The sequence below is a fragment of the Lelliottia sp. RWM.1 genome (assembly GCF_016859735.1).
In the GTDB taxonomy this organism is placed as follows: Bacteria; Pseudomonadota; Gammaproteobacteria; order Enterobacterales; family Enterobacteriaceae; genus Enterobacter.
The window spans coordinates 1-15,183 of the sequence record NZ_WLVC01000031.1 but is presented as its reverse complement, the minus strand read 5'-3'; the positions used below and the strand labels follow the sequence as shown (position 1 = coordinate 15,183).

Below are 15,183 nucleotides of genomic sequence, written 5' to 3'. Positions count from 1 at the left end.
GGGGAGAGGAGATCAGGCGACTCAGTTTTTCAACACCCACGCCTCTTTCCAGTGTGCTCCTACGCCAGGTTCAAACTGATTTGAATAGGCTTTCCACTGCACACAATATCCGCTGTATGGCATCAGCCTGCACTGGTAGGTCTTACCATTTTTAGGCTGCAGCACGACGGTTCCCGCTTTGTAAGACGCAAGGTTTTCGGGGAAGGTGTAATCATATTTCGGGGTATTTCCTGCCGGGGCATTGTCTTCCAGCATCAGATTAATGACGTCCTGGGCAAACAGCGTGCCGTCTTTATTGGTGGCGAAGTACTTCAGCATATGGTGGCCAGCTGTTACCCCCGTCAGGGTCAGAGTGACGTCCTGGTTGGCATTGTTCATATCTTGCTTCAGATAGCCTTTTTCCGCTCCCATATGGTTCATCACATGTGCTTCAACATTCACGTTGCCGCGAGTGTTGATGTGGAATTTCACGGTTGAGTTACCACCCACAATTTTGCTGTATTGCACGTTAGAGATGGCGATGCTCTCATTCACAACGGCCTGCTGCTCTTCATACGAAATTGCAACGGATCTGAGCGCGCTCCCGTCTTTCACGAACACGCTGTTTGCGCCATGCACCGGGTTAACGTCCCCACTTTCATCTTTCACGCCTACCCGCACCTCGCTTTGTGCGGTATTCACTTTCTGCGCCAGATCATAGGACCACTGATTCGCATCGCCCTGTTCGGCAGAGGCGATGGTCATCTCTGTGCGCAGGGCGGCAACTTCACCGTTAGCGTCAAAGAAGCGGGCGATCACTTTATCGCCTGCATTCAGGTTATTCCCCGAGATTTGTCCGCTCAGGGATTTACGCCATTCGGAAACGGCCGCAGGCGATTCATCGGGTGTCACATGACTTCCCTGACCGAAATCAACGTCAATCGCCTGATAGAAGCTGTTTGCGGTATCCGCAATTTCCCATACGCCGTATATCACCTGGTAACCGGTACGTTCTGGCACATTGCACGTCATGGATTGGGTCATTGACGGCGCTTGTCCATTACCATTGATGGTACAGAATGGGGTTAATTCAAACTGGTTTCGGCTGAGAGGCTTATTCGGGTCCCAGTTTTGCTTTGTGATATAAAAACGCCAGTTAGCGGTTTTATGTGGCGCAGTATGACGCCAGACAAAGTTATGTGGGCCTGCCGTCATCGGGTTTTTAGTCCAGGCATTCAGGCTCTGTTTGTCTAACTGGGAATAGTTGGCAATCCCTGCACTGGCAAGCTGACCGTCAGGTGGCATCGCACCCGCCGGGAAGCCGGAGGATTTCTCTACACTTTGCGGTTCGTACTGAACAGAACCGCAATCGATATTTTGGCCGAGCTTGCACATGTATGCACGGCTGGCGGGGGATTCGATATACCCATGGGCAAATACAGATGTGGCAACCGTCATTGTTGCCACCGCAAACGCGATTTTTGAAAGTTTCATGGCGAGTCCATTAAAAGAGGGATACTGCGCAGGCAGTGTATTAATGGACGCAGAGGGGCGTCATTTTAAGCCGTGAGGAAAAATAACCAAAAAAAAAGGCAGCCTAAGCTGCCTTTCATTCCACTGAGTGGAAATATCTTAGCGACGAACGGCAATCGCTTCGATTTCAATTTTCACGTCTTTAGGCAGGCGAGCCACTTCCACACAAGAACGGGCCGGGAAGGTGGCGTTGTGCTCGGTGAAGAAGGCTTCATAGGTGGCGTTAACGGTCGCGAAATCGTTCAAATCTTTTACGAATACGGTGGTTTTCACGATATCGCCGACTTTCAGACCCGCAGATTCCACGATGGCCTGGACGTTTTCCAGCGACTGACGCGCCTGTGCGGCTACATCTTCCGGAACAGCACCGGTCTTCGGGTTCACCGGGATCTGGCCAGAGGTGATGATCATGCTGCCCAGATCAACGCCCTGAACGTATGGACCAATAGCGGCTGGTGCATTTTCCGTCGCGAGTACTTTGCTCATGTTTTCTCCAGAATAACAGCGTTAAGAATGTTCCCGGCCATTATAACAGCCGGGATTTCATTACCAACCTCAATTAGTTGGCCAGCACCACATAATGAGAAAACTCTTTTTCACAGTATTTGCATTTGAGTGCAATGTCATCTTCGCGTTTTTTCACTGCAAAACTGGATGAAACCGGCTCAGCATGACTGATGCAATTACTGTTTGGGCAAACCAGCACGCTGTCGATGCGTTCAGGCAGGCTCGGACGGGATTTGCCCACCACTTCGTACTCGTCGATACGGTTAACCGTGGCATGTGGTGCGTACAGTGACAGCTGGTTAACCTGCTCGTCAGTCAGGAACGTATTTTCGATTTTGATCAGGTCTTTGCGGCCCATTTCACCGGAGGGCAGGTTCAGACCGATGGTGATGCGCTGGTCGGTTTCCGTCAGTTTAAACAGCGTCAGCAGCTTGAAGCCTACCTGCGCAGGGATGTGGTCAATCACAGTGCCACGTTTGATGGCCTCGACCTGAAGTTTGTTATCGTGTGTCATTGTCGTTTCCCCTTACAGTGCTAATTCGCGATTCAGAACCAGTGCCAGTAACGCCTGGCGAGCGAAGATACCGTTTCCGGCCTGCTGGAAATACCAGGCGTGCGGCGTCTTATCCACGTCGGTGGCGATCTCGTCGATGCGTGGCAGCGGGTGCAGCACTTTCATATTGCTACGTGCGCCCTCGAGGTCGCTGGCGCGCAGGACAAACTGCGCTTTCACGTTGGCGTATTCCGACGGGTCCAGACGCTCTTTTTGTACACGCGTCATGTACAGAACATCCACCTCGCCCATCACCTCTTCGATGCTGGCGTGCTGGCTCCACGTCATCTCTTTTTCATCAAGCATGTCGAGGATGTACTGCGGCATCGCGAGTGCAACCGGTGCGATGAAGTAGAAACGGTTGCCATTAAATTTCGCCAGTGCCTGCGCCAGCGAGTGAACTGTACGACCGTATTTCAGGTCGCCGACCATGGCGATGTTCAGGTTTTCCAGGCGTCCCTGGGTTTCCTGAATGGTAAACAGATCCAGCAGGGTTTGCGTCGGGTGTTGGTTCGCGCCATCTCCGGCGTTCAGAACCGGAATACCGCCTGAAAACTCGGTTGCCAGACGTGCCGCGCCTTCCTGCGGGTGGCGCATCACAATTGCATCGACATAGGTGCTGATCACCGAAATCGTATCCGCCAGCGTTTCACCTTTTTTCCCCAGCGATGTATTACTGCTGTCAGAGAAACCCACCACGCTTGCCCCGAGGCGGTGCATGGAGGTTTCAAATGACAGGCGCGTGCGGGTAGAGGCTTCGAAGAAACAGCTCGCAATCACCTTATGCTTCAGCAATTCCGGTTGCGGGTTCGCTTTCAGTTTTGCCGCGGTTTCCAGAACCAGTTCCAGCTCGTCGCGGCTGAGGTCGTTTATGGAAATGATATGTTTTTGATAAAGCGGATTCATGTTTATCTCCTGACGCCGGGCAAAAAAAAGCCCCTCAAATGAGGGGCTCTGGGAATAGGGTTATCAACGGGAAGAAAAACGGCAGGCCAGCGTCTGATTTCAGACGCGGTAAGACAGTATGTCGTACACGCTTGACCATGCTTCCTCCCGGCAAATTGTCGGGCATTATACGCAGCTCGCTTTTCTTATCAAGCGATTTAATGCACGCTTTACTCAATGCAAACGGTTCTTTGTGAATATTAATTCGTTCTGAGTAAATAATTAATTTGTTTATGCACCAGGGCAGTGCGCTTCACCACACGAGGGGCGACCCAGACAATACTGCTTCCGGCAACCACTCCTAATATTTCCGGTAACTGGTGATAATCCAGAATGCGCGCCACTGCACGGCCATATCCAGCAACGGTATGAATAAGGATAAACTCGCTATTGTGTTCAACACTGACCACCATTTCGGATATGGAACGCGCAGCATCGGGGGCGGGGCGGAGTTGAGGATTCAGCGAATAAATCTTTAGGCCTTTGGCATTTCGTATTTTTATGACACCGAGCAACTTGAGCAGACGTGAGACGGTGGACTGACTAATGCTGTCGAAACCGTGATCCTGCAAGTCGCGGCGTATTTCTTCCTGGGAGAGATAACTCTTTTCAGTAATCAGACGCTGACACACTGCCAGCTGTAGCTGCTCTTTTGGAGAGTAATCACCATAGTCCGTCATATATAAATCCCATGTAAGTTGCCAAAATGTCCGGTGGCACTGCACCGGACCGTAGGCCGGAACAGCACAGCGCCATCCGGCAAATTTAGAGAAGCGCACCCAGGCTAAGGGCCGCCATAATGACCACGGTCAGAATACCCAGCAGCGGCGCAACCCACTTCAGATAACGCACGTAAGGAACGCGAGCGATAGCCAGCCCGCCCATGACAACAGCAGACGTTGGCGTCACCAGGTTAACGATACCGGATGCAGACTGGTACGCGGTCACAACAAGGTCGCGATTGACGTTAGCGAAATCGGCGAGCGGAGCCATGATCGGCATCGTCAGAACGGCCAGTCCGGATGAAGAAGGCACAAGAAATGACAATACGACTTCCAGCCAGTACATCACGTTGATAAACGCCACCGTGGACAGCCCGCTCACCAGCCCTTCAGCGCTATGCAAAATGGTGTGGGTAATCATGCCCTTATCCATGATGACTACGATACCGCGCGCGATACCGATAATCAGCGCGACGCCCAGCAAATCCCGTGCACCGTTGATAAATGTCGAGGTCAGTTCTTCTTCGCTCATTCGGGCGATCAGGCCGACAATGATGGCACTGGCAAGAAATACCGCCGAGATCTCCGCCATCCACCATCCCAGTACCGCAACCCCGTAAATCATGACCGCGAAGGCCAGGGCGAAAATCACCAGAATGACTTTGCGCACCGGGGTAAATTCCAGCGACTGTTCGCCTTTGTTACCGAGGAAGTGGGCGTAATTTTCTTCCTGTTTGTCTGCCACGATCGACAGCGACGGATCGTTGCGGACTTTACGGGCGTAACGCATCACCCATGCCACGCAGATGATCCAGCCTATCACCAGCAGTGCCACGCGCAGAGCGATCCCATTGGTGAAGGGGATCCCCGCCGCGTTTGCGGCAATCACGGTTGCAAACGGATTAATGGTTGACCCCAGCGTGCCGATCCCAGCACCCAGCAGAACGGTAGAAGCTGCAACAACCGGGTCAAAACGTGCGGCGAGCATGACCGGCACGAGCAGCGTGTAGAACGGCAGTGACTCCTCCGCCATGCCGTAAATCGTACCGCCAGCGGCAAATAGCGCCATCAGGATCGGGATCATCCACTCTTCACGTCCGCGAAGCCGGGTGGTGACGCGCTCGATCCCGGCGTCAATCGCCCCGGTTTTGGTGACGATCCCGAGAAATCCCCCGATGATCAGAATGAACAGCGCTACGTCGATCGCACCTGCCTGGCCTGACACTGGATCGTACAGCCCGGCGATGGGGGCCATGAGAACTGAGATAATGCCCTGCGGATGTGCGGCTACGTGTGCGTAAGTCCCGGCAATCGGAACCTCTTTACCGAGGGTTTCATTCATTGCCATTTGGTATTGCCCGGCCGGAACAACCCAGCTCAGAGCTGCCACCACGGCAATCAGAAAAAAGAGAATGGTGTAAGCGGAGGGAAACTTGAACTTGCCCATGATGTTCTCCTGAATCCCGGCGCACCCCGTGGTACGCCGGGCGGTGATTAATCGCCGAGTGTCGCCACCATGACCGCTTTAATGGTGTGCATGCGGTTTTCTGCTTCGTCAAAGACGATAGAGTTTGGTGATTCAAAGACCTCTTCCGTCACTTCCAGCCCTTTCAGGCCGTAGGCCATTTCGATTTCGCGACCCACTTTGGTGTGTTCGTTGTGGAAGGCTGGCAGGCAGTGCATGAATTTCACGTTCGGGTTGCCCGTGGCTTTCATCACGTCAGCGTTGATTTGGTACGGTTTCATCAGACTGACGCGTTCAGCCCAGGCTTCTTTTGGTTCGCCCATTGATACCCAGACGTCGGTGTAGAGGAAGTCTGTTCCGTGAACACCTTCTTCCACATCATCGGTGAGGGTGATGCGTGCGCCGGTTTCTTTGGCGATGGCGCGGCACTGTTCAACCAGCGCAGCTTCCGGCCAGAAGGATTTCGGTGCAACCAGGCGGATATCCATGCCCATCTTGGCTGCGCCGACCATCAGGGAGTTGCCCATGTTGTTCCGCGCATCGCCCAGGTAGGCAAAGCTCAGCTCAGGCAGGGTTTTGCCTGGGGCGTGTTCCAGCATGGTCATCAGGTCTGCGAGGATTTGTGTGGGATGGAATTCGTTGGTCAGTCCATTCCACACCGGAACACCGGCAAATTCACCCAGCTCTTCGACGATCTCCTGCCCATAACCGCGGTACTCAATGCCGTCATACATGCGGCCCAGTACGCGGGCGGTGTCTTTCATCGACTCTTTATGGCCAATCTGTGAACCACTAGGGCCGAGGTAAGTGACCTGTGCGCCCTGGTCAAATGCGCCAACTTCAAAGGCACAGCGGGTGCGGGTAGAGGTTTTTTCAAAAATCAGGGCGATGTTTTTACCGACCAGCGTTTGTTTTTCACGTCCGGCTTTTTTGGCGGCTTTCAGCTCGATGGCGAGGTCGATCAGGTATTGGATCTCTGTTGGGGTGTAGTCCAGCAGTTTGAGAAAGTTGCGGTTTTTCAGGTTGATAGTCATGTGTAAATCCTTTTTTAATTTTAGCTGTCTGATGCCCTCACCCCAGCCCTCTCTCTGGGGAGTGGGTCAGGAAGAGGGGAAAATGCTGCTTAGCGGCGAATCAGCGTGCCTTTCTCACCGGCGAGGATCTCCGCGCCATCGGCCAGTGCACCGATCCCGGCGATGCCGTTACAGGTTTCAACAAATTCACGGCAGGCGGCGACTTTCGGCCCCATCGAGCCGGCGTCGAATTGCATCTCTTTAAGCAGTTCAGGCGTAACCTGCGCCAGTGGGCGCTGAGTGGGTTTGCCCCAGTCGAGGTACACCGCATCGGCATCGGTCAGGATCAGCAGCGCGTCGGCTTCTATCTGGCGTGCCAGCAGGGCGGCGGAGAGATCTTTGTCGATCACCGCCTCGATGCCGTGATAACCGTTGGCGTTTTCCACAACCGGTACACCGCCGCCGCCGTTGCAGATCACGAGGTGATCGCGCTGGATAAGCGCGGTGATGGCATCACTCTCTACAATGCGTTTAGGCTGCGGTGAGGGAACGACGCGGCGGAAGTAGCTGCCGTCAGCCTTGAATACCCAGCCTTTTTCCGCTTGTAGCGTGTTGGCCTGTTCCTGGCTGTAGACCGGTCCGATGTACTTGGTCGGGTTACGGAAAGCCGGATCATTGCCATCCACTTCTACCTGCGTGAGCAGGACGCTCACATCGCGCTGTGGAAGGTTGTTTTTCAGCGATTGCTGGAGCATGTAGCCAATCATCCCCTGGCTTTCCGCCCCAAGAATATCGAGCGGGTATGGCGCCACTTTGTCATACGCGCTGTTTTGCAGTGCCAGCAAACCAACCTGCGGCCCATTGCCGTGAACCAGTACCACGCGCCACTGCGCCGTAAGCCCGGCAATGGTGCGCGCGGCTAAATCAATATTCTGACGCTGGATATCGGCTTCCAGTGGTTCGCCGCGTTTGAGCAAGGCATTACCGCCGAGTGCCACGACCAGAGTGGGTTTTCTTTCCATGATGACTCCTTTAAATTCCGTCGCGTTCCAGTGGGCAACTCATGCAGCGTGCGCCGCCGCGGCCACGTCCCAGTTCATCGCCAGGAATAGGCAGTACGGTGATGCCGGCTTTGTCGTACTTCTCGTTGGTCCAGATGTTGCGCTCGTAGCCAATTACCACGCCGGGGCGAATGGTCAGTACGTTGTTGGCGTCGTTCCACTGTTCGCGTTCTGCTTCAAAGGCATCGCCGCCGGTGGTGATCAGGCGTACCTGCGTGATCCCCAGCGCTTTTTCGATGGCGTGTAGCAGGTCCGTTTCTTGCGTGCGTTGCAGGCCACCGCGTCCGTCTGGGGTAAGCGTCCAGCACTGGGCATCTTTGCGAACCACTTCCGGGTAGACGGAGAAGGTATCCACATCGATGTGGGTCATAACGGTATCGAGGTGCATACAGGAGCGGTGTTTTGGCAGTTCAACGGCAATCACACGCTCGGCCTGGCGGTGTTTGAACAGGCTGTTGGCGAGAAATTCCACGCCTTGTGGAGTGGTGCGTTCGGATAATCCAATTAATACCGCGCCACGGCCAATGACTAATACATCGCCGCCTTCCAGAGTGGCGTGATCGTAATTAATGTTCTCGTCACCAAAGTATTTAATAAAATCACCATCGGCAAAGGCAGGATGCCAGCGGTATATAGCGCGCAGGTTATTTGTTTCACGCTGGCGAGCAGGTTTTGCCATTGGGTTAATTGACACGCCGTTATAGATCCAGCATGAGGTATCACGAGTAAATAAATGGTTTGGCAGCGGCTTCATAATAAAATCATTCGCCGTGTGGGTATCGACAACCATATTTTTAATAAATGCAGGGATTTCGCCATACGTTAATCCGCCGCTTAACCGACGTGCCAGTTCCCGGTGCGGCATATCCGCCAGCCAGCCACGAACGTCATTAGCAAATGTAGGACCGAGGCGATAATCAGAGATTTGGGTATCCAGCAACCAGGCTTTAGCATCTGTAATATCAAGTGTTTGGGTGATCAGGTCGGTCAACAGCAGGACATCCACACCCTGCTCACGCAGCGTGTTTGCGAATATATCATGCTCTTCGCCCGCACGTTCAACCGATAACACATCATCGAATAACAACTCCTGACAATTCGATGGCGTTAAACGTTTCAAACTTAAATTTGGACGGTGCAGCATAACGCTACGCAATTGACCAATTTCAGAACCGACGTAATGCTTTTCCATAATTATCCCTTTAACTTTTTTCAGAATAAAAAGGGCTGAGCCATGCGGGATGTTTATTTGCATGGCGACCAGGCTCAATTGATTTCACGGCTCATAGTAGGCGGTTAGATATTTCATATTGTGATGATGCTCACGCGGAACTGGATATTTAAAGGTTTGTTTTCAGTTGCATGATTCGTATCAGATAATGATTAATTTGGTCTAATTGTGGGATGAATAGCTAAGCAGAAATCTTTTTCGTTATTTGTGTTTGTTATTATTTTGTGTATTTTAATATTTTGAAATAAATAGCTATTGGTTTGATTTTAAAGGTTTATTTTTAATTTGTGGAATGGCTATGCATAAATAACAATTAACTATTTTCGACTTAAGGAAAATCAATAAATAATTATTGGTTTATAGCGCAAATTATCAAAATGACAAAGTGTGAAGTGGTAGCGAGTAATGTTATTTGGTTTTACTAATCAATTGGTTAGTGCTTGTGTGCAACGCACGCAATCTTACGTTATGCATAACCACTGCATAATTGCCTGTTAGCGGTTAACAGCGAATTAACATGTTTCCCGATAAACATGCGCTTGCGCAAATCTCTTTGAAAAAGTGGTGGTATGGCAGTTGAAATTTCCGTATAAAAGATGAAATTGAAACAATGTTTTATATTAAGGGTTGAATCATGATTGTTGGCAATATTCACCATTTGCAGTCCTGGCTGCCGGAAGCGTTACAACAGGCGATTGAGCATGTTAAAGCGCATGTCACTGACGAGACGTCGCTCGGTAAACATGATATCGATGGTAACCGTCTGTTTTATCTGGTGTCAGAAGACATGACTCAGCCATTTGCTGAACGTCGTGCGGAGTACCATGCTCGCTACCTTGATATCCAGATCATCATGCAAGGTCAGGAAGGGATGACCTTCAGCACGCTGCCTCACGGTACGCCAGACACAGACTGGCTGGCGGATAAAGACATCGCGTTCTTGCCGGAAGGCGAGCTGGAAAAAACCGTGGTGTTGAGCGAAGGGGATTTTGTGGTGTTTTATCCGGGAGAAGTGCATAAGCCGCTGTGTGCGGTAGGGACGCCGGCAAAAGTTCGTAAAGTCGTTGTGAAGATGCTGGTGGGGTGATCCCTTTCCCCAAAGTGCGGGGGAAGAAAAGAGCGTTTGGAGCAATACCTCTCCCCTGTGGGGAGAGGGCTAAAGTGAGGAGAATTACTCCCCAAGCGTCGCGACCATCACCGCTTTAATGGTGTGCATGCGGTTTTCTGCCTGGTCGAACACAATGCTGGCAGCAGATTCAAAGACTTCGTCTGTGACCTCCATCCCGCCATGCAGAGCGTACTCTTTCGCCATCTGCTTGCCGAGCGTGGTCTGGTCGTCGTGGAACGCAGGCAGGCAGTGCAGGAACTTCACGTTCGTGTTGCCGGTCAGCGCCATCATCTGGCTATTCACCTGGTAACCGCGTAACAGCGCAATACGCTCCGCCCATTTCTCTTTTGGCTCGCCCATCGATACCCATACGTCGGTATAAATGAAATCAGCGCCTTTCACACCGGCTGCCACATCTTCGGTCAGGGTGATTTTGCCGCCGTTTTTCACGGCTAATGCGCTGCACTCTGCGACCAGACTCTCTTCCGGCCAACAGGCTTTTGGCGCAACCAGACGCAGGTCCAGCCCGGTCAGTGCTGCGGCTTCCAGCATCGAGTTACCCATGTTATTACGCGCATCGCCAGCGTAGACCAGCGTCATCTCATTAAACGCCTTGCCCGGCAGGTGCTCTTGCATGGTGAGCAAATCGGCCAGCAACTGCGTGGGGTGGAACTCGTTAGTCAGCCCATTCCATACCGGGACGCCTGCATATTCAGCCAGCGTTTCAACCACTTCCTGGCCGTGACCACGGTACTGAATACCGTCGTACATCCGCCCAAGCACGCGCGCAGTATCTTTAATTGACTCTTTATGCCCAATCTGGCTGCCGCTCGGCCCGAGATAGGTAACGCGAGCGCCCTGGTCATATGCGGCAACTTCGAAAGAGCATCGTGTGCGGGTTGAGTCTTTTTCGAAGATGAGCGCGATGTTTTTACCGGTAAGCTTTTGTACTTCCTTGCTATTTTTTTTATCAGCTTTGAGCTGTGCGGCAAGTGTCAGCAAAGAGGTGAACTGTGCAGGCGTAAAATCGAGCAATTTCAGAAAGTGTTTCTTATACAGATCAGACATGTTATCCCCACATGGCGAACGCCACTTATTGAATTAAAATTCACTTTATATGTATGAATATTCATTTGCAACCCTGTTTAACAAATCTTTCTTACAAAGGTGGAGGCAAACACGTCCGTGTGTGAAAATAGAAGTATCTGCCGCACTTTAAAGAGGAATGAGCCATGGCAAACCCGGAATTACTGGAAGAGCAACGCGAAGAGACGCGTCTGATTATTGAGGAGCTGCTGGAAGACGGTAGCGATCCGGACGCGTTGTACACCATCGAGCACCATTTCTCCGCCGACGATTTCGAAGCACTGGAAAAAATGGCGGTAGAAGCCTTCAAACTGGGTTACGAAGTGACCGAGCCGGAAGAGCTGGAAGTTGAAGAGGGTGATACCGTCATCTGTTGTGACATCCTGAGCGAAGGCGCGCTGAAAGCAGAGCTGATTGACGCCCAGGTTGAACAACTGATGAACCTGGCTGAGAAATTTGACGTGGAATACGACGGCTGGGGAACCTACTTCGAAGATCCAAACGGTGAAGATGGCGACGACGAAGACGATTTCGTCGATGAAGACGACGATGGCGTGCGCCACTAAGTGTTATCTGCGGCAGCTTCGGCTGCCGCATTAAAAGGTCAAAAATGGATTACCCGCAGATACTCTCTCCTGTCCTCTCGTTCCTCCAGTGCCCGACCCCGCAAGCATGGATTGATAAAGCCCGAGACCCGGCCAACTTGCCGCTGTTGCTTACCGACCATATGGTATGTGAGCTTAAAGCTGCGCAGACGGCACTGCTTCTGGTACGTAAATATGTTGCCGATGAGACGGGGGCAAACGCGCTTCTCGACTGGCTCAAACCTTACGAAGCATTCACTTTCCGCGAAGGGCCGGAACCGGATTTTGTTGCCTTGCACAGGAAAATTGGCAAAAGCGTGATGCCCAAAACGAACGACCCCTGGGGCCAGGCGCTTATCGACAGTATGGTGCTGCTGATAAAAGAAGAACTGCACCACTTCTGGCAGGTGCGTGAGGCGATGCTGACGCGTAATATTCCGTACGTCAAAATCACCGCCAGCCGCTACGCCAAAGGGATGCTCAAAGAAGTGCGTACTCACGAACAGCTGACACTGATCGACAAGCTGATTTGCGGCGCATACATCGAAGCCCGTTCCTGTGAGCGCTTCGCCGCGCTGGCCCCGTTCCTGGACGATGAATTGCAGACGTTTTATCTCTCGCTGCTACGCTCTGAAGCGCGGCATTATCAGGACTATCTGATACTTGCTCAGCAGGTGAGTGATAAGGATATCTCTTCCCGCATACAGCTTTTTGGTGAAATTGAAGCCACACTTATCTCGACACCGGATAACGAGTTTCGCTTCCATAGCGGCGTGCCGGTGTAAACCGGCACATCAAAAGGATGCGAGATACCATGAGAAAAACCTGGACACGTATTGTCGTTGTCGCTGTTATTGCCGCCGCTGTGGCCTTCTGGGTCTATTTCGATAAACAGCGGCAGCAGCAAAATCCTGAACAGCAGCTTGATACCACCCTCAACGCGATGCCTGCCTGGCAAGTGCTTAAAGAGCAGGAGCCCGCGCTACAGCAACGCATCCGCGAGCAGATCCTCACCATGCAAAAAGCGGGCGAGCCTGAACAACACATTATTGATGTGATCCAGCCGCAGATCCTCAATCTACAGATGTCACGTCTGCAAAACGCGCCAGATGCCAATGTGGTGGAGTATATGAAGGCGAATATGGAACAGACCGCCGCCATCCAGAAGGTGAGCGACGATGCCTGTTTTCGCTTTCTTTACCCGGCGGTGAAAGGCGGTGTGAACCCGATGCGTGTGCTTGATAAACCGATGACGCAACGCCGTATGCAGGCTGATGCTGACATGATGCGCGCAGCCTACGGTAAAGATCGCCACACCGTTACCCCGGAAGAGCGTGAAGCCGCAGTGGCAGATGTGCGCCCGATTATGAAGGAACTGGCTGACAAGTATGGCGAGGACATTCAGCTGTTGCAGATGCCGGAGCAGGCGGTAGGCAAAGAGAAGCTTTCGTGCGACATGGTACAGGAGATGTGGGCGAAGGTGTTGAAGCTGCCTGAGAAGCAGGCCGCCGGGGTGATCCGGCTGGCGGTTTCGGAGCTGGATTAGGCTGTGCGCTTGTTTTTTCGACACTTAGCACAGGTTTAGCGTGTCGCCGCTTGCAAGGCGGCGCGCGACAGGTATAATCCACAACGTTTCCGCATCCCCTTCAGTGCCGAAGTGGCGAAATCGGTAGACGCAGTTGATTCAAAATCAACCGTAGAAATACGTGCCGGTTCGAGTCCGGCCTTCGGCACCATCGGAACATCAATAGACGTCAACGGACGTCTTTTTTTGTGCCTGAAATCCAGTATTTACCTATCTTTCCCGCTATAGTAACTCTCTCAAGGTCAACCGACTTCAACGTACATCTACCAACAGATGTTGGTATAGATGATGGTATTTCCGGTTCGATAATGCTTGTACCAACAGGGAGGGGATAAGCATGGCGTTAACAGATATCAAAGTCAGAACAGCCAAGCCAATGGATAAGCAATATAAGCTGACCGATGGCAACGGTATGCATCTTCTCGTCCATCCAAATGGTTCAAGATACTGGCGTCTGCAGTACCGCTTTGGCGGAAAGCAAAAGATGCTGGCTTTAGGGGTTTACCCTGACGTATCTCTTGCAGATGCCAGAGCCCGCCGTGATGAAGCTCGTAAGCTTTTGGCAAACAGCATCGATCCGGGAGATAAAAAGAAAAATGATAAGGTTGAGCTGGAAGAAGCGCGTACTTTTGAGCAGCTCGCTATTGAGTGGCATGCCACAAATAAAAAGTGGTCGGAAGAACATAGCCGACGAGTACTGAAAAGTCTGGAGGACAACCTCTTTCCTGCCATTGGAAAACGCAACATTGCCGAGCTAAAAACGCGGGATTTGTTAGCTCCTATAAAAGCCGTAGAGCTTTCTGGACGACTTGAAGTGGCTTCCCGTCTGCAACAGCGAACCACGGCAATAATGCGTTATGCGGTACAGAGCGGTTTGCTCGACTACAATCCCGCGCAGGAGATGGTCGGTGCCGTTGCTTCAGGTAACCGGCAGCATCGCCCAGCCCTTGAGTTGAAACGGACTCCCGAGCTACTTCAGCGCATAGGCAGCTATACCGGTAGGCCGCTGACTCGCCTTGCCGTTGAGCTAACCCTCCTTGTATTTATTCGTTCAAGTGAACTACGTTTTGCTCGTTGGTCTGAGATCGATTTTGAAACATCAATGTGGACGATCCCAGCAGAGCGAGAAGCTATTGAAGGGGTGAAGCACTCCCAGCGTGGCTCAAAAATGCGTACGCCTCATTTGGTGCCGTTATCTCGTCAGGCGTTAGCAATCCTTAAACAGGTACACAAACTTAGTGGCGATCGCGATTTTGTTTTCATTGGCGATCACGACCATCGCAAACCGATGAGTGAGAACACGGTGAACAAGGCGCTGCGCGTTATGGGTTATGACACGAAGGTAGAGGTTTGTGGGCATGGTTTCAGAACAATGGCCTGTAGTTCATTGATTGAGTCTGGATTGTGGTCGAGGGATGCCGTGGAACGGCAAATGAGCCATATGGAACGTAACTCAGTACGTGCTGCTTACATTCATAAGGCTGAGCATCTTGATGAGAGACGACTAATGCTGCAGTGGTGGGCTGATTTTCTTGATGCGAATCGGGAAAGTGGGATTACGCCGTTTGACTATGCGAAGATCAATAGGGGTAATATTTAGTGTATATGTTTAATTAATATACAACTAACCAACCAGATTCACTTTGGAAGCTGGTTTATGGATGGATTTGATCCGCCAGCTCTGGATGTGTTTCGTGGATGGATAGGAAAATATACAATGTTGAAATTGCTGGTAATGAATCGCCACAGATAATCTAGACACTTCCGAGCCGCTGATAATATTGTTTTTCGTATTCAGTTGGTGGCATATG

17 protein-coding genes, 1 tRNA gene and 1 pseudogene are annotated in these 15,183 nt (G+C 51.8%); 7 read left to right on the top strand and 12 right to left on the bottom strand.

The window, feature by feature from the left end; all coding sequences use genetic code 11:
* Positions 1-21: 21 nt before the first annotated feature.
* From gbpA to GF617_RS18880, 5 genes are all read right to left on the bottom strand, one after another.
* Positions 22-1,473 (bottom strand): N-acetylglucosamine-binding protein GbpA, encoded by a 1,452-nt coding sequence (gbpA, locus tag GF617_RS18900; RefSeq protein ID WP_203452257.1) that lies wholly within the window; start codon positions 1,471-1,473, stop codon positions 22-24.
* Positions 1,474-1,611: 138 nt separating this feature from the next.
* Positions 1,612-1,998 (bottom strand): 2-iminobutanoate/2-iminopropanoate deaminase, encoded by a 387-nt coding sequence (gene ridA, locus GF617_RS18895; RefSeq protein WP_008501391.1) that lies wholly within the window; start codon positions 1,996-1,998, stop codon positions 1,612-1,614.
* A gap of 73 nt (positions 1,999-2,071) precedes the next feature.
* Positions 2,072-2,533: an aspartate carbamoyltransferase regulatory subunit gene (gene pyrI / locus GF617_RS18890; protein WP_203452256.1), complete on the bottom strand. Its 462-nt coding sequence runs from the start codon at positions 2,531-2,533 to the stop codon at positions 2,072-2,074.
* A 12-nt stretch (positions 2,534-2,545) separates the two neighbouring features.
* Positions 2,546-3,478 (bottom strand): aspartate carbamoyltransferase, encoded by a 933-nt coding sequence (gene pyrB / locus GF617_RS18885; protein WP_181622033.1) that lies wholly within the window; start codon positions 3,476-3,478, stop codon positions 2,546-2,548.
* A 34-nt stretch (positions 3,479-3,512) separates the two neighbouring features.
* Positions 3,513-3,617, bottom strand: a complete 105-nt coding sequence (locus GF617_RS18880; protein WP_203452255.1) for a pyrBI operon leader peptide — start codon at positions 3,615-3,617, stop codon at positions 3,513-3,515.
* On the opposite strand from GF617_RS18880, the pseudogene GF617_RS18875 reads away from it, so the two are divergent.
* Positions 3,597-3,714: pseudogene (locus GF617_RS18875) on the top strand (hypothetical protein). The gene GF617_RS18880 and the pseudogene GF617_RS18875 overlap by 21 nt on opposite strands.
* 3 nt (positions 3,715-3,717) lie before the next feature.
* On the opposite strand, the gene GF617_RS18870 reads toward GF617_RS18875, so the two are convergent.
* The 5 genes from GF617_RS18870 to arcA all read right to left on the bottom strand — a co-directional run bounded on the left by GF617_RS18870 (position 3,718) and on the right by arcA (position 8,970).
* Positions 3,718-4,197, bottom strand: a complete 480-nt coding sequence (locus GF617_RS18870; protein WP_181622035.1) for an arginine repressor — start codon at positions 4,195-4,197, stop codon at positions 3,718-3,720.
* An 85-nt stretch (positions 4,198-4,282) separates the two neighbouring features.
* On the bottom strand, positions 4,283-5,686 hold the full coding sequence (locus tag GF617_RS18865; RefSeq protein ID WP_203452254.1) for a YfcC family protein: 1,404 nt from the start codon (positions 5,684-5,686) through the stop codon (positions 4,283-4,285).
* A gap of 47 nt (positions 5,687-5,733) precedes the next feature.
* On the bottom strand, positions 5,734-6,738 hold the full coding sequence (gene argF / locus GF617_RS18860; RefSeq protein WP_181622037.1) for an ornithine carbamoyltransferase: 1,005 nt from the start codon (positions 6,736-6,738) through the stop codon (positions 5,734-5,736).
* Positions 6,739-6,827: 89 nt separating this feature from the next.
* On the bottom strand, positions 6,828-7,739 hold the full coding sequence (arcC, locus tag GF617_RS18855) for a carbamate kinase (protein ID WP_203452253.1): 912 nt from the start codon (positions 7,737-7,739) through the stop codon (positions 6,828-6,830).
* Between the two features lie 10 nt (positions 7,740-7,749).
* On the bottom strand, positions 7,750-8,970 hold the full coding sequence (gene arcA, locus GF617_RS18850; protein ID WP_203452252.1) for an arginine deiminase: 1,221 nt from the start codon (positions 8,968-8,970) through the stop codon (positions 7,750-7,752).
* A gap of 673 nt (positions 8,971-9,643) precedes the next feature.
* Here arcA and GF617_RS18845 point away from each other — a divergent pair.
* Positions 9,644-10,096 carry a YhcH/YjgK/YiaL family protein gene (locus GF617_RS18845; RefSeq protein ID WP_181622040.1) on the top strand — a complete coding sequence of 151 codons (453 nt, stop codon included), beginning with the start codon at positions 9,644-9,646 and terminating at the stop codon, positions 10,094-10,096.
* An 84-nt stretch (positions 10,097-10,180) separates the two neighbouring features.
* On the opposite strand, the gene argF (GF617_RS18840) is transcribed toward GF617_RS18845, so the two are convergent.
* Both argF (GF617_RS18840) and GF617_RS27550 read right to left on the bottom strand, forming a co-directional pair.
* A complete protein-coding gene (argF, locus tag GF617_RS18840; RefSeq protein ID WP_203452251.1) occupies positions 10,181-11,185 on the bottom strand; it encodes an ornithine carbamoyltransferase in 1,005 nt (334 codons plus the stop codon).
* Positions 11,155-11,250: a hypothetical protein gene (locus GF617_RS27550; RefSeq protein WP_239006544.1), complete on the bottom strand. Its 96-nt coding sequence runs from the start codon at positions 11,248-11,250 to the stop codon at positions 11,155-11,157. Before GF617_RS27550 ends, argF (GF617_RS18840) begins: the two co-directional genes overlap by 31 nt.
* 99 nt (positions 11,251-11,349) lie before the next feature.
* Here GF617_RS27550 and rraB point away from each other — a divergent pair, with 99 nt between their 5' ends.
* The 5 genes from rraB to GF617_RS18815 all read left to right on the top strand — a co-directional run bounded on the left by rraB (position 11,350) and on the right by GF617_RS18815 (position 14,972).
* On the top strand, positions 11,350-11,769 hold the full coding sequence (gene rraB, locus GF617_RS18835) for a ribonuclease E inhibitor RraB (protein ID WP_203452250.1): 420 nt from the start codon (positions 11,350-11,352) through the stop codon (positions 11,767-11,769).
* 44 nt (positions 11,770-11,813) lie between these two features.
* A complete protein-coding gene (miaE, locus tag GF617_RS18830; RefSeq protein WP_203452249.1) occupies positions 11,814-12,572 on the top strand; it encodes a tRNA isopentenyl-2-thiomethyl-A-37 hydroxylase MiaE in 759 nt (252 codons plus the stop codon).
* A 29-nt stretch (positions 12,573-12,601) separates the two neighbouring features.
* Positions 12,602-13,333, top strand: a complete 732-nt coding sequence (locus GF617_RS18825; protein ID WP_181622044.1) for a topoisomerase II — start codon at positions 12,602-12,604, stop codon at positions 13,331-13,333.
* Positions 13,334-13,438: 105 nt separating this feature from the next.
* Positions 13,439-13,523: transfer RNA gene (locus tag GF617_RS18820), tRNA-Leu, on the top strand.
* Positions 13,524-13,709: 186 nt separating this feature from the next.
* Positions 13,710-14,972, top strand: a complete 1,263-nt coding sequence (locus GF617_RS18815) for an integrase arm-type DNA-binding domain-containing protein (RefSeq protein WP_203452248.1) — start codon at positions 13,710-13,712, stop codon at positions 14,970-14,972.
* Positions 14,973-15,183: the final 211 nt, after the last annotated feature.